Annotated in this window: 16 protein-coding genes and 1 pseudogene; 11 read left to right on the forward strand and 6 right to left on the reverse strand. The window is 60.8% G+C overall.

All coding sequences use genetic code 11. From position 1 onward, the window contains the following. Both BFP92_RS15535 and BFP92_RS15540 read left to right on the forward strand, forming a co-directional pair. Positions 1-740 (forward strand): acyl-CoA dehydrogenase family protein (locus BFP92_RS15535; protein ID WP_139114076.1); only part of this gene is annotated, 740 nt, incomplete at its 5' end. 13 nt (positions 741-753) lie between these two features. Then, positions 754-1,701, forward strand: a complete 948-nt coding sequence (locus tag BFP92_RS15540) for a D-isomer specific 2-hydroxyacid dehydrogenase family protein (RefSeq protein ID WP_065930206.1) — start codon at positions 754-756, stop codon at positions 1,699-1,701. 67 nt (positions 1,702-1,768) lie between these two features. On the opposite strand, the gene BFP92_RS15545 is transcribed toward BFP92_RS15540, so the two are convergent. The 4 genes from BFP92_RS15545 to BFP92_RS15560 all read right to left on the reverse strand — a co-directional run bounded on the left by BFP92_RS15545 (position 1,769) and on the right by BFP92_RS15560 (position 5,838). Continuing rightward, positions 1,769-2,650 carry a LysR family transcriptional regulator gene (locus BFP92_RS15545; RefSeq protein WP_065930207.1) on the reverse strand — a complete coding sequence of 294 codons (882 nt, stop codon included), beginning with the start codon at positions 2,648-2,650 and terminating at the stop codon, positions 1,769-1,771. 116 nt (positions 2,651-2,766) lie between these two features. Further along, positions 2,767-3,384 (reverse strand): isochorismate family cysteine hydrolase YcaC, encoded by a 618-nt coding sequence (gene ycaC / locus BFP92_RS15550; RefSeq protein WP_005787666.1) that lies wholly within the window; start codon positions 3,382-3,384, stop codon positions 2,767-2,769. Positions 3,385-3,412: 28 nt separating this feature from the next. After that, entirely contained in the window at positions 3,413-5,251 is a 1,839-nt protein-coding gene (locus BFP92_RS15555) for an amidohydrolase (protein ID WP_065930208.1), read from the reverse strand. After that, positions 5,248-5,838, reverse strand: a complete 591-nt coding sequence (locus tag BFP92_RS15560) for an antibiotic biosynthesis monooxygenase (protein ID WP_065930209.1) — start codon at positions 5,836-5,838, stop codon at positions 5,248-5,250. The genes BFP92_RS15555 and BFP92_RS15560 overlap by 4 nt, the downstream gene beginning before the upstream one ends. A 290-nt stretch (positions 5,839-6,128) precedes the next feature. Between BFP92_RS15560 and tssI the strand changes: the two genes are divergently transcribed. From tssI to BFP92_RS15595, 7 genes and pseudogenes are all read left to right on the forward strand, one after another. Next, positions 6,129-8,141 carry a type VI secretion system Vgr family protein gene (gene tssI, locus BFP92_RS15565; protein ID WP_065930210.1) on the forward strand — a complete coding sequence of 671 codons (2,013 nt, stop codon included), beginning with the start codon at positions 6,129-6,131 and terminating at the stop codon, positions 8,139-8,141. A 9-nt stretch (positions 8,142-8,150) separates the two neighbouring features. Beyond that, positions 8,151-9,500, forward strand: coding sequence for a DUF2169 family type VI secretion system accessory protein (locus tag BFP92_RS15570; RefSeq protein WP_065930211.1), 1,350 nt, complete (start codon positions 8,151-8,153; stop codon positions 9,498-9,500). Position 9,501: 1 nt separating this feature from the next. Continuing rightward, entirely contained in the window at positions 9,502-9,843 is a 342-nt protein-coding gene (locus BFP92_RS15575) for a DUF4150 domain-containing protein (protein ID WP_065930212.1), read from the forward strand. An 18-nt stretch (positions 9,844-9,861) separates the two neighbouring features. Then, complete coding sequence (locus BFP92_RS15580; protein WP_065930213.1) at positions 9,862-10,896, forward strand: hypothetical protein; 1,035 nt, start codon at positions 9,862-9,864, stop codon at positions 10,894-10,896. Next, on the forward strand, positions 10,896-11,351 hold the full coding sequence (locus BFP92_RS15585) for a hypothetical protein (protein ID WP_065930214.1): 456 nt from the start codon (positions 10,896-10,898) through the stop codon (positions 11,349-11,351). The genes BFP92_RS15580 and BFP92_RS15585 overlap by 1 nt, the downstream gene beginning before the upstream one ends. 9 nt (positions 11,352-11,360) lie before the next feature. Continuing rightward, positions 11,361-11,810 carry a DUF7832 domain-containing protein gene (locus BFP92_RS15590; RefSeq protein ID WP_065930215.1) on the forward strand — a complete coding sequence of 150 codons (450 nt, stop codon included), beginning with the start codon at positions 11,361-11,363 and terminating at the stop codon, positions 11,808-11,810. A gap of 262 nt (positions 11,811-12,072) precedes the next feature. Beyond that, positions 12,073-14,592: pseudogene (locus BFP92_RS15595) on the forward strand (DUF6531 domain-containing protein); the annotation flags it as partial. A 354-nt stretch (positions 14,593-14,946) separates the two neighbouring features. Here the strand turns inward: BFP92_RS15595 and BFP92_RS30460 are convergent. Continuing rightward, positions 14,947-15,855, reverse strand: a complete 909-nt coding sequence (locus BFP92_RS30460) for a LysR substrate-binding domain-containing protein (protein WP_056857896.1) — start codon at positions 15,853-15,855, stop codon at positions 14,947-14,949. 204 nt (positions 15,856-16,059) lie between these two features. Between BFP92_RS30460 and BFP92_RS15600 the strand changes: the two genes are divergently transcribed. Further along, positions 16,060-16,458 (forward strand): helix-turn-helix domain-containing protein, encoded by a 399-nt coding sequence (locus BFP92_RS15600; protein ID WP_065930217.1) that lies wholly within the window; start codon positions 16,060-16,062, stop codon positions 16,456-16,458. A 58-nt stretch (positions 16,459-16,516) separates the two neighbouring features. Beyond that, entirely contained in the window at positions 16,517-19,279 is a 2,763-nt protein-coding gene (locus BFP92_RS15605) for an ATP-binding protein (protein WP_065930218.1), read from the forward strand. Here the strand turns inward: BFP92_RS15605 and BFP92_RS15610 are convergent. Continuing rightward, positions 19,226-20,665, reverse strand: coding sequence for an ATP-binding protein (locus BFP92_RS15610; RefSeq protein WP_065930246.1), 1,440 nt, complete (start codon positions 20,663-20,665; stop codon positions 19,226-19,228). The genes BFP92_RS15605 and BFP92_RS15610 overlap by 54 nt on opposite strands. Positions 20,666-20,793: the final 128 nt, after the last annotated feature.

Below are 20,793 nucleotides of genomic sequence, written 5' to 3' on the forward strand. Positions count from 1 at the left end.
CGACCACGGCGGTGCGCACCGCCGACGGCTGGCGCATCAGCGGCCGCAAGATTTACTCCACCGGCAGCCATGGCCTGAGCTGGTTCAGCGTGTGGGCACGCAGTGATGATGCCGACCCGCTGGTGGGCGCCTGGCTGGTGCCGAAAAACAGCCCCGGCGTGAGCATCATCGACACCTGGGACCACCTGGGCATGCGCGCCACCTGCAGCCACGAAGTGGTGCTCGATAACATCCTGGTGCCGCTGGACCATGCCGTCAGCGTCAGCCCCTGGAGCGCACCGCAGCCTGAGCTGGATGGCGACGGGTTCCTGTGGATGTCGGTGCTGCTGTCGTCGGTGTATGACGCCGTGGCCCAGGCTGCGCGGGACTGGCTGGTGAATTGGCTGGAGCAGCGCACGCCGTCCAACCTCGGCGCCGCGCTGGCGAGCCTGCCGCGCTTTCAGGAAACCGTCGGCCATATCGACACCCTGCTGTTCGCCAACCGCAGCCTGCTCGATGCCGCCGCCCAGGGCCACACGCCAGCCGCCAATGCGGCGCAGCTTAAATACCTGGTGACCGGCAACGCGATCCGCGCCGTGGAGCTTGCCATCGAAGCCTCGGGCAACCCTGGGCTGTCGCGCCATAGCCCGCTGCAACGGCATTACCGCGACGTGCTGTGCAGTCGCGTGCATACGCCGCAGAACGACGCGGTGCTGCAAGGTGTGGGTAAAGCGGTGTTCGCGCAACGTGCGCAACAATAAATAAGGAACGCTCATGAGTCAGGTGATTATCGCCAGCCAGCTGGACGAAGATTACAACCAGGTATTGCGCGAACGCCTTGCCTCGATCCACCCCCAGGCCCAGGTCATCGGCATACCTGTCGGCGTGCCCAGCGACCTGCCGCCCCAAGCCACTGTCCTGCTGCTGCGCCCGATCAACGTGCGCGGCTACACCGCGCCCAACACCCCGCCGCCGGGCTGGCCGTATGGCGCGCAATGGGTGCACCTGGTGTCGTCGGGCATCGACTTCTACCCGCAATGGCTGTTCAACGGCCCGCCGGTGACCACCTCACGGGGCAGCGCGGCCGATAACCTTGCCGAGTTCGCCCTGGCGGCGATCTTTGCGGCGGCCAAGCATTTGCCGGCTATTTGGGTGAAGGATGCCCAGTGGACATTCACCGCGTTGCGCCCGCTCAAGGGCAGCACATTGGGCATTCTCGGCTTTGGTGCGATCGGCAAAAGCCTGGCGCAAAAAGCCCTGGCCTTGGGGATCAACGTGATCGCGCTGCGCCAGAGCCAGGCGCCCTTTGAAGTGGACCATGTTGAGGCCGCCAAGGACATCCACGACCTGTTCGCCCGCGCCGACCACCTGGTGCTGGCGGCGCCGCTCACCGAGGCCACGCGGCATATTGTCGACCGTGATGTGCTCGGCAGCGCCAAGCCGGGATTGCATCTGATCAACATTGCACGCGGTGGTTTGCTGGATCAGGAGGCCCTGCTGGAAGCCCTGGATAACGGTCAGATCGGCCTGGCCTCGCTGGATGTGACCGAACCTGAGCCACTGCCGCCGGGGCACCCGTTGTACAGCCATGCGCGGGTGCGGTTGTCGCCGCATACCTCAGCGATTTCGACCAACAGCAAGGAGGAGATTGCCGATACGTTCCTGGCGAATCTGCAGCGGTATGTGCAGGGTTCGACGTTGGCCAATCTTGTCGCCCCTTGAATGTGAGCGCGCGTTTGTGTGGGAGCCAGCTCCCACATAAGCCAGTCTTCACAGGGATGAGTGTGAATCAGCAGCCGCTAGCCAGGCGTTCGCGCAAAAACTCCACCAGCGCCTGCACTGGCCGCGAACTTTGCCGGTGCTGTGGATAGACCGCCGAGAGCGTCAAGGCTTCGGGAGCAAAGTCGTCCAGCAGGGTCACCAAGCGCCCGTCTTTCAACGCCTCGGCAACAATAAAAGTCGGCAGGTAGGTCACGCCCAACCCGGCGATTGCGGTGTCGCGCAGCAACTCGCCATTGTTCACGCGCATGCGACCACTGACATTGAGCGCCTGCAACTTGCCTTTGAAGCGCCATTGCACTTGGCGGCCATGGCCATAGGGCAGGCAGTCATGATCAACCAGGTCTTCGGGCTTGAGCGGCGTACCCCGGGCGGCAAGGTAATCAGGGCTGGCGCAATACACCCGCTGTACGCTGGCGATGCGCCGGGCAATCAGGGTTGAGTCTTCCAGCGTACCGATGCGCAACACCAGGTCGTAGCCCTCGCCGATCAGGTCCACCGGGCGATCACTCAAGTCGACTTCCACCGACACCTGCGGGTGGCGTTGCAGGAACTGCGGCAGCAAGCAGCCCAAATGGGCCATGGCAAACGACAACGGCGCGCTGAGCCGAATCGTGCCACGCGGTTCGCTGTTCTGGCCGGCGATGCCCTGCTCTACTTGCTCGACTTCGCTGAGCAGGCGCAAGGCCGATTCGTAGTAGCTCTGGCCGAGCGGTGTGACGTCCAATCGACGTGTGGAGCGATTGAGCAGGCGCACGCCCAGGCGGTCTTCCAGTTGGATCAGGCGGCGGCTGACGAATTGTTTGGACACGCCCAATTGCTCGGCCGCGGCGGTGAAGCTGCCGGATTCCATGACCTGGCAGAACAGGCGCATGTCTTCGAAGGGGTTCATTGTCGCTTCTCGGTGGACAGTTGACAGGTTTATAGCCTGTCAGCCGCTACGACACAATCAAATGCAGGAGGGGCTTGCCCCCTCCTACAGGGTTAATCTACCCCTTCAAGCGCCGCTTACTTGGCCGTAAACGCCGAGTAGCTGTTCATCAGGTTACGGTAGTTGGGAATGCGCGGCGACAGCAGGTTAGCCAGGCCTTCCATATCGTTGCGCCAGTCAACTTGCAGTTCACAGGCGACAGAGAACCAGTTCACCAGTTGCGCGCCGGCGGCCGTCATGCGTGCCCAAGCGGCTTGTTGCACGGTTTCGTTGAAGGTGCCCGAGGCGTCGGTCACCACGAACACCTCGAAGCCTTCAGCGAGGGCGCACAGGGTCGGGAACGCGACGCACACATCCGTTACCACCCCGGCAATGATGATCTGCTTGCGGCCGGTGGCCTTCACAGCCTTGACGAACTCTTCGTTGTCCCAGGCATTGATCTGACCAGGGCGGGCGATGTAAGGCGCATCGGGGAACAGTGCCTTGAGTTCCGGAACCAACGGACCGTTAGGGCCGCTTTCAAAACTGGTGGTGAGGATGGTCGGCAGGTTGAAGAACTTGGCCACGTCGGCCAGGGCCAACACGTTGTTCTTGAACTCGTTGGGAGAGAAGTCTTGCACCAGCGAAATCAGGCCGGTCTGGTGATCGACCAGCAATACAACGGCGTCATCTTTGTTCAAGCGCTTGTAAGTCATGGGTAAACTCCTTTGGGTGTTTTTAAAATCAGAAGGCAAAGCACGAGCAACCAAACGCGCCCCAGAAACCCTGGAAATCGCTGACCGGCACGCTGGAAAGCCGCGCTTTTTCATGGCCGTGGGCATGCACGCCGCACGGCCCGCTGCAATGGTGCACTTGGGCTTGCAACGGTGAACCTGGACGCCAGTGCCCCGGCACCTTGACCACCGGCGACCAGTCCGGCAGCACCGGCACTTGGGGCGGTGCGAAATCTTCGAAGTCACCGGCGCCGTACACCACTTTGCCGCCGACCACGGTCAGGACCGATTCGATCCATTTGATGGCTTCTTCATCGACGCTGAAGAAGTCCGCCGAGAGTGCCGCCACATCCGCCAACTGGCCGACCTTGATCTGGCCCTTCTTGCCTTGCTCCGAGGAGAACCAGGCACTGCCGTGAGTGAATAATTCCAGCGCGGTGAGGCGCGGCAAGCCTTCGGCGTGCAGTTCCAGGCCGCCGACGGTGCGGCCGCTGACCATCCAGTACAACGAAGTCCAGGGGTTGTAGCTCGAGACCCGCGTGGCGTCGGTGCCCGCCCCTACCGGCACGCCTTCGGCCAGCATGCGCTTGATCGGCGGCGTGGCTTCGGCGGCCTTGGCGCCGTAGCGCTCAACAAAATATTCGCCCTGGAACGCCATGCGGTCCTGGATCGCGATACCCCCGCCCAGGGCCCGGACGCGCTCGATGTTTTTCGGCGTAATGGTTTCGGCGTGGTCGAAAAACCACGGCAGACCATTGAACGGAATGTCGCGGTTGACCTTCTCGAACACGTCGAGCATGCGCGAGATGGATTCGTCGTATGTGGCGTGCAGCCGGAACGGCCAGCGCTGCTCAACCAGATGGCGCACCACCGGTTCCAGTTCCTGTTCCATGGTCAACGGCAGGTCGGGGCGTGGCTCAAGGAAATCTTCGAAATCCGCCGCCGAAAACACCAGCATCTCGCCTGCGCCGTTGTGGCGCAGGTAATCGTCGCCCTGGTGCAGGGTCACACTGCCGGTCCAGTGCTTGAAGTCGCTGAGCTCTTCCTTGGGCTTTTGGGTGAACAGGTTGTAGGCGATGCGCACCGTCAACTGTTGGTCCTTGGCCAGTTGCTCGATCACCGCGTAGTCATCGGGGTAGTTCTGGAAACCACCGCCGGCGTCGATGGCGCTGGTGAGGCCCAGGCGATTGAGTTCACGCATGAACTGGCGGGTCGAATTGACCTGGTATTCGAGCGGCAGTTTCGGGCCCTTGGCCAGGGTTGCATACAAAATCATCGCGTTGGGACGCGCCACCAGCATGCCGGTAGGGTTGCCGTTGCTGTCGCGCACGATCTCGCCGCCCGGCGGGTTCGGCGTGTCCTTGGTGTAACCGGCCACGCGCAGGGCGGCGCGGTTGAGCAAGGCACGGTCATACAGGTGCAGCACGAACACCGGCGTATCCGGCGCGGCCTGGTTCAACTCTTCCAGGGTCGGCATACGTTTTTCGGCGAACTGGAATTCGTTCCAGCCCCCCACCACACGCACCCACTGCGGCGTCGGTGTGCGGTCGGCCTGGTCCTTGAGCATGCGCAACGCATCGGCCAAAGACGGCACGCCTTCCCAGCGCAGCTCGAGGTTGTAGTTCAGCCCGCCACGGATCAGGTGCAAGTGCGAGTCGTTGAGGCCGGGGATCACGGTGCGACCCTTGAGGTCGATGACCTGGGTGCCGCTGCCGCGCAGGGCCATGGCCTCACCGTCGGTGCCGACCGCGACAAAGCGGCCCTGGTGGATTGCGACCGCAGTGGCCCGTGGGTTTTCACGGTCCACGGTGTGGAACTGGCCATTGAACAGAATCAGATCGGCGTTCATAGGGTTTCCTTTACAGAGGCTTCAAGCCAGGGAGCGAACAGGCGGGTGGCGGCCGGCATCAGCAGGTACACCACCAGCAACACAATGGTCAGCGTCACCAGAAAAGTGGACACCACATAGTTGGACAGGAACGGGTGCAGGCGCAGGATCGGGCCCCAGATAAACGGCAACAACAGGGTTTGCGGCAGGATCACGCACAGGCTGACCACGGCCTGCTTCCAGCGCGGCGGTTTGGCGGCGCTGTCGGCCAGGGGCGCGAACCAGAACTCGTTGGCGGCACCGATTTCGGTTTTGTCGCCGTCAGCCAGCATCGGCGCCGCTTCAGCGACCAGCGCCTGGCGTTCAGGGGAGTCGAGCCAGCGTTGCAGCGCGTCGGTGGAGCGATAACGCAAGACGCAGGTAAACAGCGCCTGCCCACCCTGCTTGCCGCGCACCACATCCACACCGAGGTGGCCGGGGCGCTCACCGGCGATGCGCACAATGCGCCGCAGCCACGCCTCGTAATCGCCTTCACGGCCGGCCTTGATCAGGTGTTTGACGACCAGGGTGACGACTTCGTCGGGGCTGGTTTCAGGTGTCGGGTCCATATGGTGTGTTTCCCCCCTGGAGAGTTGAGCGATGGGGGGAGTCTGGCGGGGAACGGAGGGTGGGAATTGGATGTTTGTGCTGTTTAGACGGCCCCCTCAAGGCTACCGCTTTGGCGCAACCAGTAGCTGATGGGAAGCGTCCTTCTCCAAGCGGCGACTTTTCCTATTTAAATACGCCATCACACAAAGACATGATTCAGATAGTGCCTACATCAATTTATCGATGTAGATGCCCGCGCCGCCCCGTGATCAATGATCGACGGACTCGCAGTAGTTGCAGGAAGCATGTCATGGCCGCTCAATCAGACCTACGTTTTACCTTCGAACCGCTGCGGGGCGATCCCTTCGAAGTGGTCTCATTCACCCTCAAAGAAGGCCTGTCCCAGCCGTTCAAACTCGAGCTGGAGTTGGTCAGCCATCACCCGGCCATCGACTTCTACCGCATGCTCGACCTCGCCGCCGTGTTCACCATCTGGCGCGACGACATTCCGGTGCGTTACGTCCACGGCCTGGTCAGCCTGTTCCAACAGGGCGACACCGGCTTTCGCCGCACCCGCTACACCGCCGTGGTCGAACCCACCCTGAAGCGTTTCGACCTGCGCTCCAACTGGCGCATCTTCCAGGCCCAAACCGTGCCCGACATCATCACCAGCCTGCTGGCCGAGCAGAAGCTGACCGATATCCGCACTGAAATCTGCTTCGAACACCAACCCCGCGAATACTGCGTGCAGGCCGGTGAAACCGACCTCGATTTCATCGCCCGCCTCGCCGCCGAAGAAGGCCTGCTCTACACCTTCGAACACCGCGCCGACGGCCACACCCTGGTCCTCACTGACCACGTCGGAGGGCTGGGCACCATCGGCACGCACACCGATTGCCCGGTGATCTACCAGCCCATGGGCGGCGGCGACGCCACGGAGCCGGCATTGACCCGCTTCCACTACACCGAGCAAGTGCGCACGGCACGCCAGGTGCAGCGCGACTACACCTTCACCCATCCGCGCTACAACCAGCAACACACCGCCACCGGCGACCAGGACCTCAACAACCAACATAAGGACTACGAACGCTACGACTACCCTGGCCGCTACAAGCGCGATATCGCCGGCAAACCTTTCACCAAAACGCGCCTGGCCGCGCTGCGCAACGACGCCAAACTGGCCCATGTGGAAGGCGACGACGAACGCCTGCAACCGGGGTTGGCCTTCGACCTCAACGATCATCCCCGTGAAGACTTCAATGACCGCTGGCGCACCATCGCCATCGAGCACGAAGGCAAACAGCACACCAGCTTGCAGGAAGAATCGTTTGGCAGCGGCCTCGGTACCTCTTATACGTTGAAAGCCAGCGCCATCCGCTGGACCTCGGACTGGAAGGCGCCGCTGCGTCCCAAACCCTGCATCGACGGCCCGCAGATCGCCACGGTGGTTGGGCCTCCGGGGGAAGAGATTTATTGCGATGAGTGGGGCCGGGTGAAAGTGCAGTTTCCGTGGGATCGTTCGGACAAAAACAACGACCAGAGTTCGTGCTGGATTCGCGTGGCTCAGGGCTGGGCTGGCGCGACCTGGGGCGCCATGGCCGTGCCTCGGATAAATCAGGAACTGATCATCAGCTTTTTGGATGGCGATCCTGACCAGCCGATCGCCACGGGCCGTACCTACCGGCAAACCAATCTGCCGCCCTACGAACTGCCCAAACACAAAACACGAATGACCATCAAGAGCCGCACCCACAAGGGCTCTGGCTTCAATGAGCTGCGTTTTGAGGATGAGTTGGGTCACCAGGAAGTGTTCATCCATGCCGAAAAAGACAAGAACGTTCATATCAAAAACAACAACGGCATCTTCGTCGGCAACGACCGTAAGGAACGGGTTGAGCACAACGAAACCGTGTCCATCGGCGACCACCGCACCGAGGATGTCGGCCAGAACGAAACCATCAAGATTGGCGCCAACCGCAGCGTGACCATCGGCGGTAACAAAGCCGAGACCATTGCCCTCGCCAAAGCGGAAACCATCGGTTTGGCCAAGGCGTTGACCATTGGCGCGGCGTATCAGACCAGCGTTGGCGCGGCCATGAACACTACGGTTGGCCTGAGCCAGAGCGAGCAGGTCGGCATCCACAAATCGGTAGCGGTGGGCAAGAAATTCACCATCAACGCCGGGGACGAATTCAAGGTCACGGTAGGCAAATCCACCTTGGTGATGAAGTCCGACGGCACCGTGCTGATCAATGGCCGCACCTTCGATTTCAGTGCCAGCGGCGCGGTGCAGATCAACGGCAAAGACGTCGATATCAACTGAGGGGCGGACATGGAATTTCGCAATCTGACGCCCTTCGATGCGTTGCGCTTCAGCGCGCTGGGCATGGACGATCAAGAGTACCCGGTGCTGGTCATGAAAGTGGGCTATCGGTTGCTGCCCATTGACGGGCAGCCGGGTCAGTTTCGCGCCGAAGTGATGGATGAGGATCCGCTGGCGCTGTGCACCGCTGATCGCTACTACGGCGAGGAAGGGGCAAGCAGCGTCTGCGAGGAAAGTGACCTGGCGCCGTTCAAACCGCGCTGTGATGTGATCGTGGTGGGCAATGCTTATGCGCCACAAGGCCAACCAACAACACAGTGGACGGCCGGACTGCGCATCAGTGCGCCGGTGGCGCCACCGCCCAGAATCGACGTGCCGCTGCCGACGCCGTTGAGTCCCGGCGAACGGCTGACGGAGTATCAACTGGTAGCGTGGCAGGCCGCCCGCCAAGAAGCTTTTAAGCGTCGGGCCGAAGCGCCGACGCGCCATTATTTGTTGGACAAGCATCTGAAATTCACTGGCCCTCGCCAGTTTCGCCACAGCTTGTTCGGCGGCTGGCAATTGTCCGAACCGCAGCCCGCAACGTGTGTTCCGCTGCGCTGGGAATATGCCTTCGGTGGCAGCAGCGTAGTAATCAATCCTGAACATGCAGTTGATGAAAACACTGCGCCCTACCTGCTCAACGAAGTCTGCTACAGCAACCCACTGGGCCGAGGCTGGATCGAAAAGCGCCAGGAAGACATCGGTTTTCAACTGGACAAGCCTCTGCGCGAACTCCCGGCACCGCAGATCGAGCCCATCGACAAACCGGTGTGGCGTCTGGATCGGGTCAAACATCCAGAGGGTGAGCTCGATGCCAACGGCATGGCGCAGGTCGCGGCCAGCTACAAAAACCAACCTGTTGGATTTGGCGTGGTGGGCCGTGCCTGGGCACCGCGCCTGCCATTGGCCGGGCGCTATGACGAAACCTGGCAGCGTGAACGCTGGCCGGGCTTGCCAAGGGATTTCGACTTTGCCTACTGGAACGGCGCGCCCGTGGATCAGCAGATCGATTTTCCGCCGCCTGCGTTTCGTCTTGAACTGTTCAATCTGACCGATCCCAACCTCACACCGGAAGGCACGTTGTGCGTGGAACTGCCCGGCCATCGCCCCTTTGTGCTGATGCGCCTGCACAGCGGCGCCATGCTGCCACTGCCCATGCTCACCGACACCCTGCGTATCGACACCGAGGCCATGACCCTGGCGCTGACCCACCGCATCAGCCTGCCCAATCACCTGGGCATTCGCGTCTTGGAAGCGCGCTTTGAGATGGATCCAAATGCCCCGCTGATAAAGCGCGCAGCAAAGGAGGTGCTCTGACATGGCCGATAACGTCATCGCCCGTAAGCAAGGCAAATGGAAGGTCGTCAGCATCGTCCCCGATGTGTGTAAGACGCCGATGGGCAGCGCCATACCGCCGGTGCCCTACCCCGTCACGGCTGAACTGAAAACTGCCACCGGCGTGGCCAAATCGGTACGTGCCAACGGCAAGCCGGTGGTGGTGTTCGACAAGAGCCTGGTGCCGACCACCAAGGGTGATGGGGCTGGCGTCGCCAAAGGCATCAAGAGCAACACAGTGGGCGGCAAATGCTATCCGCTGGAGAAGAGCAGCAGCGTACGTGCTGAAGGCAAGTTGGTAGTGCGCCATGACGACAAGTTCTGAATGAATGGGGCTTAACGCATGGCTGAACCGATCAATCTAGCCCCGGTCCGGGTACACGCGATCAGCGTACCGATGCGTCCTGATCCGAAGCAGCTACACAAGCTCGACGAAATGATGTTGCAGGCCAACGGCGACGGTACCGTACAGGCTGACCTCTTCGGAACGGATCCTCAGGGCAAGCCTTACCATGAATCCCGCACCTTCAACGAGCAGGAATACGAGCAACTGCGCAAGCATTTCATGACCCGTGAATTGGCGACTCTGCCGCCGTTCAGTTCGTTCAAGAGTGGCAATACCATTGGGCGGGTTGTGGGTGAGACGGTGCCGGCTCAGGTGTCGGCCAGCGAGGCCAATCCACCGATTGAGGCTGAAACGGAAGAAGAAGGCATCACCGGCGAACAGATCCTGGATGGCATCCAACTGGGGCTGGATATCGTTGGACTGGTGCCGGTCTTCGGGGAGATCGCCGACATTGGCAATGCGGGACTCAGCGCCGTTCGAGGCGACTATGTAGGGGCTGGGCTATCACTGCTCTCAGCGATTCCGTTTGTCGGCTATGTGGGGACTGCTGGAAAGGCATCGCGATACGGTGCCAAGATTGTCACAAGCTCTGGTAAGAAGACTGGAGGTAAGACAAAAGGTAAAAAGAAGATAGATCCTTGTGCTGCACTCCAGGATGGCGTTCCTGGCGATAACTATCGAGGAGGCAAGCATGGAAAGATAAAACAAGGCGGAAGCTCTTACTCACCGCGCAGAGAGTCTCACCATATGCCCGCAGATTCTGCATACTCAAAAATCAATGGAAGGGCAGTAAGTTCGGACGCAAAACCCGCCATACAACTCGATATAAATGATCATTACGCCACAGCCAGCTGGGGTAGTAAAGGAAAGCAGTACAGCAAAATACAGGAAAAACTTATACAAGGAGGAAAGGCAGGATACCGAGCAGCAATGATGATGGATATCGAAGACATACGATCAAAATTCGGAGACAAATATGACCCAGCAATTGCTCAAATGCTCGCATGGGCCAAGTGCAAGGAGTACATATAATGATAGACAAAGCTCAATGGATCATTGAAATGTCAGAAGTCTTAAACGGACCTCGAAATAGAACAACCGAAAAAACATTTCATAAACTCATATATGAAACACAGCAAAATGTCGATAGCGAAATAGTGGATATTATAATGACGAGCTTCCTAAATCCCTTTGAGTCATCAGTAATGCAGGCTTGCATAACTACTCTAAGCGGGGTTGATTTCGAAAGATACTACAAATCCTATTTCAAAATATTCCCTCAGCTTCTACGCAAAGACCCCAACAACGCCCTATGCCTGTTAAACTATCCAGGCTTTGAATTGAAGCACCGTCACATCAAGAAAATAGGAAAAATGATAAAAGACATCGACCCTTCAGGCTCCCTTAAATCAGAGGTAGACTATCAAATAAGCTATTGGAACTTAAAAAACGATGAACCCTGGTCAAGCCTTTATCATTTCGCATAGGTAAATATAATGGACGACATACTAAAGCAATTCCTCATCGAAGCAAAAAAAGAACTTGAAGTACAGCCATTTGACTTTTTTCCATTGACAAATGCAACGACTGAGAGCAGCGGAATCTTGCCATTTTTTTATTTAAAATGGGCATCCACTCAACACCTACTCTTAAAAAATGATGAGATCTCAAAAGTCACAGCTAGTAAAAATGCGCTTACTTCAAAATTGATTAGCATCCGAGAAATCCTCGGCGAACAGCTACTTCCAGCACACTTCAATTCCAAAGGCAGCACATTTACGCAAAAATACTATCGTCCCGGCTGGACATATTTTTACCTAACCGATTTTAGCAACACATTCCCCGAGCATGATGATTTAGACTGGGTTACCGATACAGAAATCAACTATAAAAAAATAAGTATCATATTAGAGGACCGCTTTTTTAAATGGCAATCAAAAAGTTAGCCCCTCAGCTTTTGTTCTGAACAATAATACCCTAACCAGCTCACGACGACTCTGATCCAATATGTTTGCTGCGAGCACATCTCAAAGCGGCTCGCAAAATACCAACATCAACGGAAAGCCTGCGGCTCGGGCCGCAGGGCGCACCTCCGGAGGTGGCGGCGCGGACGCTGCCGAAGAGGAGTCAGAACCGTCATTCCTGGACAATGTAGGCGCAATGGCGATGTCCGCCGCGCCCATGCTCTTGCCTGTGCTTGGGCTGGGCATGGCGATCTACGACATCTTCAATCCTCCTGTCACAACTCCAGCAGCCCCAGGAACGGAGCCAACAGACCAGGATAAGGTCACTTGCGAACGCCATCCCCCCATGCCCGATACCTACATCGCGCAAGGGTCCAGCAAGGTATTCATCAACGGGCAGCCTGCCGCCCGAGCCGGCGATAAGACCACGTGCGATGCAACCATCGACAGCGATACCAATGTGTCTCCCAACGTGCGCATTGGGGGTGAACCACTGACCGTGCGGGATATCCGCAATGGCAAAAGCAAGATTGCGCAATTCACCGGCATGGTGGCCGGGATGTTGATCTCGCGCAAAATCAAGCTTCGGCCACGACCGAAGGGCAGTCCCAAACCGCAGCCGCGCATCCGTCCGTGCAAAGGCAGCCCGGTGATTGTTTCAACCGGAAGCAAGGTGCTGGGCGGCCCCGAAGATCTCGACTTTACCTTACCGGGCCTGCTCCCCATCGAATGGGCCAGAGGTTACGACAGCAATGACTTGCGCAGCGACGGCCTGTTCGGCATGGGCTGGAGCGTGCCCTACGAAGTGGAAATTCTGCGCGTGCCTCATCCCGAGGGCGGCGAGTTATGGATCTATGTCGACAAGGAAGGCACCCGCCTGGAACTGGGTCGGCTAAAGGCAGGCAATGCCTTTGTCAGCGTGTTCGATGGGTTGGCGTTCTTCCAATTGGAAGATGGGCAGACCGTGGTCGAGGATATCTACACCGGCCTCTACCAAGTCTTCCAGAACGACCCGCACAACCCGAAACGCTCACGCCTGATCAAGCTGGGTGATCGCAACCTGAATACGCTGGGGCTTCTCTACGATAAAACCGGCCGACTGCACTACGTGTGCGACGGGTTGAGCCAAACCACCCTCCGACTGAGCTATGGCACGCAACACCCGAAGCGAGTCAACCAAGTGGAGCGGCTCTATATCAAGCTTGGCGAGGCCCCGCAGATCGAACACACCGAAGTGCTGGCCAGCTATCGCTACACCCAAACCGGTCAGTTGCAGGAAGTGCTCGATGCCACCGGCCAAGTCCTGCGTCGCTTCACTTACACGGCGCATGGCTACCTCGATAGCCACACCCTACCCAGCGGCGCGACTCGACAGTATCAATGGCAACGTTTCGAAGTTCCCGCGCAACGTCCTCAATCAGTGCGCGCAGACGGCAGCCTCTACAAATTTCCGCCCCTGCTTGAACCTCAGCCCAGCCATGAGTGGCGCGTCATTCGCCATTGGGGCAGCGATGGCGAAGACTACCGCTTCGAATATGACCTGAAAAAAGGCGAAACCCGCGTCACCGACAGCCTCGGTCGCCAGGACCATTACCACTGGGGGCCATTCTATGAAATCTATAAACACATCGACCCCATGGGCCACTGTTGGCAGGAAGACGTCCTCAGCGGCCAACTGCTCAAGAGCATCGACCCGCAAGGCGGCGAATGGCAATACGGCTACGACGAACTCGGCCGCCTGATCGAAACCCGCGACCCACTGGGCCGCTGCGAACGGATCCGTTACACCCGCCACTGGGCGTTGCCACTGAGCATCACCGATGGCGCCGGGCGCACCCAACGCTTCGGTTATGACAGCCAGGGCAATCTGCTGTGGGAGCAAGATCCTCTCGGTCGAAGGACCCAGTATCGGTACGACAGCCAAGGCCAAGTCCAATGCATCACCGACCCGCTGGACAAGCACAAATACCTGCGCTGGAACGCCCACGGCCAGTTGCTCAACTACCGCGATTGCTCCAACAACGAGACCCACTACCGCTATGATCGGCGCGGCCAACTCAGCGACGCTATCAATGCCCGTGGCGAACACACCCACTATCGATATGACACCCGCGGCTACCTGATCGAAAGCCAGCGCCCCGATGGGCGCATCGACCGCTACGACATCGACGTCGCCGGCCAACTGACCGCTTATACCGACCCGGCTAAGCGCATCACCCGCCTGCGCTATGACCGCAGCGGGCGGCTGATTCAGCGGCTTGACGCCCGCGGTCACACGGTTGAGTTTGGCTACGACGCCTATGGCCGCCTGCTGCACCTGAGCAATGAAAACCGCGAACGCTACCGCTTTGAGTGGGACGTGCTGGACCGCCTGCTGGCCCAACAAGATCTGGATGGCAGCGGGCGCATCTACCAGTACGACCCGTTGGGTGATGTCACTGGTATCCGTCATATCCCCGCGCCGCTGGCCGAACCGGAGCTGGACGGCAAAGATAGCGCCGAACCCAACACGCTCATGGAACACCGCTTCGAGCGCGACGCCCTCGGCCGCTTGATCCGCAAGCACACCGACGATGGGGTCACCGAGTACAGCTACGATAATGCAGACAACCTGCTGGCGATCAGGTTTACCGATAACCAAGGCGACCAGCAGCGGCTCGACTACACCTACGATGCCCTCGGCCAACTGATCAGCGAGACCAACAGCGCCGGTCTGCTGCAATACCAATATGACGAGCTGGGCAATCTGCAAACCCTGACCCTGCCCGATCAGCGCCAGCTCAACCACCTGTATTACGGCAGCGGCCACCTGCATCAAATCAACCTGGGCGGACGGGTGATCAGCGATTTTGAGCGCGACGCGCTATACGACGAAGTGCTGCGCACCCAAGGCGCCCTGCATACCCGCACGCGCTACGACCGCAATGGCCGCCTCAGCCAAAAAGCCTTGCACTACCAGCAGGTGGCCCGCGAGGTACTGCCGCTGTTGCAGAAGGACTACCAGTACGACCCGGCCGGCAACCTGTTCGACGGCAACCAGGCCAACGGCCTGATCAAGCTCAATCGGCGCATGTGCATCAGGACAAGCCAACGCTTCGAGGATGAGGCTAAGCAGCGCTCACGCCATCCGCGCCATATGCTCACCGATGCGCGAGCGCAACCAGCGCTCCGCCGGGTCGTTGTCATGTACGCCGCTCCAGACCATCGACAATTCCGAGGCTTCAATCGCGAACGGCGGGTCCTCGGCGCGCAGCACGGTGCCTTCGGTCAAGGCACAGGCGGCGTAGTCGGGCACTGTCGCGATGATTTGCGTGCCCGCCAAGAGTGCGCGCAAGCCGCTGAATTGCGGCACTGCCAGCACCACCCTGCGCGCCCGGCCGATGCGGGCCAGGTCAAGGTCGATATTGCCGCTCAAGTCCCCCGAAAACGACACCATCGCGTGGGGCCGCGTGCAGTAGTCATCCAGTGTCAACGGCGCCGCGCCGTCGTCGCCGCGCAGTACCTTGCAGGGAATGTCCCGCAGCTTCTTGCGCTTGGCATTGGCCGGCAGTTCGGTGGTGTAGCTGACGCCCACGGAAATCTCGCCACTGGCCAGCAACGACGACATCAACAGGTAATTGGCGCGGCGCACCACCACGATGATCCCCGGTGCCTCTTCGCGCAGTTGGCTGAGCAACGGCGGGAACAGGCCGAACTCGGCATCGTCGGACAGGCCGATGCGAAACACTGCGCAACTGGTGGAAGGGTCGAAATCCTTGGCGCGGCTGACTGCGCCTGAAATGGTGTCCATCGCCGGTTGCAGCTCCTTGAGTATGGCCACCGCCCGTGGCGTGGGCTCCATGCCGCGCCCGTTGCGCAACAGCAATGGGTCGTCGAACAAGTCGCGCAGGCGCCCGAGCGCGGCACTCACGGCCGGCTGGCCCATGAAGAGCTTTTCGGCGACCCGGGTCAGGTTCTTCTCGAACATCAGCGCCTCGAAAATCACCAACAGGTTCATGTCGACGCGGCGCAGGTCGTTGCGATTCATGGCGGTATCCAAACGGTTATCAGGCCGTCAGGTAAGCATGTCGCACGGATCGACGATTGCATGCCTGTGCTGTCTTTTCCGGGCGCGCACCTGGCGAAATTAACAACGATTAACTCGCCAGCCAAACGGCCCGGCGCCAAAAATACAGCGGTCTACACTGCATCCATTCACCGGGAACGCTCCCATCGACTACGGATAATTGTCATGGCCCGACTTGATGACTGTGCCCCCCGCTTTGGCGTCATCGGTGGTTTATGCCCCCGGCGCGAGCGAATTGCCAAGCAGTTGATCCTCGCCAACCTCGGCGAAAGCCTGGCGATTGCCGAGCTGGCGCAAGCCTGTGCGCTGTCGCGCAGCCACTTTTCCCGTGCATTCAAGTGCACCACGGGGCTGTCGCCCCAGGAATGGATTCGCCAACAGCGCATTCAGCGGGCCAAGGAACTGATCACCGAGTCGTCCCTGAGCCTGACCCAGATCAGCCTGGAATGCGGCTTTTGCGACCAGGCGCACTTCTGCCATATGTTCACGCGCAGCGAGGGCGTGAACCCGATGACCTGGCGAAATCACCACATTCGTCAAAAATCACCGGGGGTTGCAGCCTAGTGGTCTGCACCTGCCTGGAATATGCTGGCCGGACTTTTTTTCAGAACAGAGGGCCAGCATGAGTGACCTCAGCGACCAGGCCGTGCATTTCGGTCCCTACCGGGTCCACCCGCGCCAGCGCCTGGTGCTGGAGGCTGGACGCCCTTTGCGGCTGGGCCGGCCCGCGATGGAAATCTTGCTGATCTTGCTGGAACACGCCGGCAATGTGGTGAGCAAGCAGGAACTGATCACGCGGGTATGGCCCAAAACGGTAGTCGAAGACGGCAACCTGCGTGTGCATGTGGCCGCATTGCGCAAGGCGCTGGGCGATGGTCAGGCCGGGCAGCGCTATATCGTCACCGTCGCCCAGCGCGGTTACAGTTTTGTCGCCCCCCTGAGCATCGAACCGATGACCACCGCCATCGACGGTATTGCCCACAACCAGGGCCATAACCTGCCGCTGCGCCGTACGCGGATGATCGGCCGCCAGGTATTGATCGACACGCTGGTGCAGCAACTGCCGCAGCAACGCTTCATCACCCTGACCGGGGCGGGCGGCATCGGCAAAACCACCGTGGCGCTGCGCGTGGCGGAATTATTGATCGGCCATTACCGCGACGGCATTCGCCTGCTGGATCTGGCGTCGCTCAGCACGCCGTCGATGATCCTGCCCAACCTGGCCGCCCTGCTCGACCTCGCCCCCAGCGAACCTGAGCCGTTGCTGAGCCTGGCCCGCAACCTGCACGCACGACAGTTGCTGCTGGTGATCGACAATTGCGAACACCTGCTGGACGACATCGCCCTGATCAGCGAAACCCTGCTGCGCCATGTGCCACAGCTGCACATTCTGGCCACCAGCCGCGAAGCCCTGCGCGCCGAGGGAGAGTACGTGCAGCGCCTGGAGCCGCTGGCCTGCCCACCCGCCACCGGCAACCGCGCCCAGGCCCTCGGCTACCCGGCGTTGCAACTGCTGATCGAACGCGCCATGTCGCACCAGGACAGTTTTGAACTCAGCGAGGCGGAACTGCCCCTGGCGATCGATATCTGCAAGCGCCTGGACGGCATTCCCCTGGCAATCGAATTGGTCGCCACGCAGATCGAGCGTTTCGGCTTGCCGGGCTTGCTGGTGCAAATGGAGGACAACCTGCGCCTGCTTAACCGCGGCCGGTGCAGCGACCTGCCCCGTCAGCAAACCTTGCGCGCCACGCTGGATTGGAGTTTTGACCTGCTCACCGCCTGCGAACAGATTTGCCTGCGCCGCCTCGCGGTGTTTCGCGGCGGGTTCAGCCTGGCGAGCGCGGCGGCGGTCATCGCCGGGGAGCAGATCGTACCGGCCGAAGTGCTGGGCGCGATCAGCCAACTGGTGGCCAAGTCACTGCTCAACGTCGAGGCCGGCGATGATGAAATGGTCTATCGTCTGCTGGATATCACCCGTAGCTATGCCCTGGAAAAGCTCGCCCTCGCGGCTGAGCTCGACAGCACACGCGAGCGCCATGGGGCGCGCTGTCTGGCGCTGATGGAGCAGGCGCGGGAGGACTGGGAACTCACCCCCACCGAGCTGTGGATCAACCGTTATGCACCGTTGCGTGAGGATATCCGCGCCGCCCTCGACTGGGGCTTGGGCGAACACGGCGCGCACCTGCTGGGCATTCGCCTGACGGTCAGCGCCATGCCCCTGTGGCAAGAGTTGTCGCTGCTGCGCGAACATGGGCTGTACGTAGACCAGGCCCTGGCGCTGATGCTGCAATCGGACGCGCCCTGCACGCAGCTGACCATGCAACTGCAACTGGCCCTGGGCAGCCTGTCCTATCACGCCCTGGGGGCCGCGCCGCAGACCATCGCTGCCTTCGTGGCGGCCCGGCGCCTGGCTGAGGCGCTCCAGGACAATGGCGGCCAGTTGCGCGCCATCTCCGGGCACATGGCCGTCAACCTGTGTGCCGGCCACTACCGTGAGGCGCTGCAGCAGAGCATACAGTTCGACCGCCTCGACCCGCGCACCGATCCGCTGCTGGACTTGAGTGCCCAACGCTTACGGGTACTGGCCCAGCATTTCGCGGGCGACCAGGTCCTGGCCCTGCACAATGCCGAACAAGTGCTGCAGCGCATGGCCCACAGCGGCCATCTCAACCGTTTCACCCATGGCTTTGGCGTGCAATACGACCAGAGTGTGGCGTCGCTGACGGTACTGGCGCGCATCCTGTGGCTGCGCGGGTTCCCAGAGCGGGCCGCGCGAACGGCCAACCAGGCGCTGGCGTTGGCGTTGCAGATCAACCACGGCACCTCGATCTGCTACACCCTGGCCCTGGCCGGCGTACCGATTGCCCACTACAACGGTGACAGCGACACGGCGCACTCGCTGCTGGCGCTGTTGCTGGAACACGCACAGAAACATTCGGCGCAGTTGTTCCATACCTGGGCGCGGCACTACGAGGGCACCGCGCCCCCTGAGGCATTGCAAGGCCTGGGGCTGGTTCAGGACATACGGGTGACCTTCAATGCCACGCAGGTAGATGACACAGTATTTGAGCGCGCCAGAAACGGCGCAGCCGGTTGGTGCACGGCCGAGATTCTCAGGGTGCGCGCCGAGGCCCTGCCCGATCTGCGCACGCGCGAATCGCTGCTGCTGGAAGCCTTGGGCATGGCGCACGAACAAGGCGCGCTGGCCTGGGCGCTGCGCTGCGCGACCTCACTGGCCCGTCTGTGGCAAAGCCAGGGCCGTGTGCGGGAGGCGCGTGAGCTGTTGAGCGCGGTCCATGGGCAATTTACCGAAGGCTTTGCCACCCAGGATCTAGTCCGCGTGCGCAGCCTGCTCGACCAGTTGCAGGACAAACGGCCGGCCTGAAAATGGCCCCAGGTAATGCCCATAGCCCTGCTGCAAACGCGCCACCTGCAACGGGTCACGCAGTTGCGCCAGGGCGTAGCTGCGCACACTGTTGAGCAGGCGATAGCGCCGCGGGCCGGGGCCGGGCTCGACCGCCAGGGCGGACGTCGCGGTCAGACGTGCCAGCAGGTAAGCCAGGTCGGCGTGCGCAAGTTCAGTACCGGCCACCAGTTCGGTCAAGGCCGGCAACGTCACCGCGCTTTTGAACAGCGCCAATTGCAGGAACAGCCAACGCTGCGGCAGGCTCAGGCGTTGATACGTCCAATCCAGCGCTGCCGTCAGCGATTGATGGCGCTCGACCGCCGTGCGTCGGCCACGCCTCAACACGTGCACGCCCTTGTGTAACTGCTTTTGCAACCCGCGTACTCCCAGGGCTTCAACCTGGGCCGCCGCCAGTTCAAGAGCCAGCGGGATGCCGTCCAGGCGCCGGCAGATATCGCGCAACGGCGCCAGGTCCTGAGACCGCACCACAAATCCCTGCTGACCGGCACGCGCCCGTGCCACGAACAATTGCAGGGCGGGATACCTCATGGCCTGCTCGACACTGCCCCACTCAGTCGGCGTCGGCAACGCCAGCCGGGGCACGTGTTGCACCCATTCGCCGGGCACCTGCAAGGCTTCGCGGCTGGTCAGCAGCACGCTCACCTGCGGCGCTCTGGCTTGCAGCGTATGCACCAGGTGGCGGCAGGCACCCAGCAACAGATCGGCACCGTCGAGCACCAGCAACAGTTGCCGGGCGGCCAGTTGCTCGCACAGCGCATGGGCGCTGTCACAGGGTTGCAGGTGCAGGGTTTCGGTCAGAGAGTCGAGCAACCGGGTCGGCGCCTGTACAGTTGCCAGGTCCAGCCACCACACGCCATCGCGGTAACGCGGCAACACCCGTTCGGCCAGGGCCAGCGCCACGCTGCTCTTGCCGATTCCGGCGCAGCCGGTGAGCATCATCAGCCGTTGGCCGCCCAGGCGTCGCACCAGGCTGCCCAGCAGTTCGTCGCGGCCGATCACCGGGCTGAGCCGTGCGGCCAGATTGTGCCGAGGCCGCGGTGCCGGTGACGGCGCCACGCAACAGTAGCCGCGTTGCGGTTCATTGAGGATATAGCGTTGTCCGTCCAGCGCACGACGCAGGGCGGCGATGTGCACGCGCAAATTGTTGTCTTCCACCACGCTGTTCGGCCAGACCCGGCCAATCAAGGTGTCCTTGCTGACAAATTGCCCCGGCGCCTCCAGCAGTACCGCGAGGATATCCAGCGCACGCCCACCCAATGGCACCGGCAAGCCGGTCTTGCTGACCAGGCGTTGATCGCGATGAAAGGTATAGGGGCCGAAGCTCACCGTGTGTGCATGGTTCATCTGCTGACAGCGCTGGAACACCCGGCCTTGGGCGTCTGCGCCTCCTTTCTAGGGGCCTGGAGCTATCTTGCCAGCTATGCGTGACAGGACAATGCTGGCACAGGGAGCGACACGGACAATCAGGGCAG

Source organism: Pseudomonas sp. 58 R 3 (assembly GCF_900006605.1).
GTDB classification, from domain to species: Bacteria; Pseudomonadota; Gammaproteobacteria; order Pseudomonadales; family Pseudomonadaceae; genus Aquipseudomonas; species Aquipseudomonas salomonii.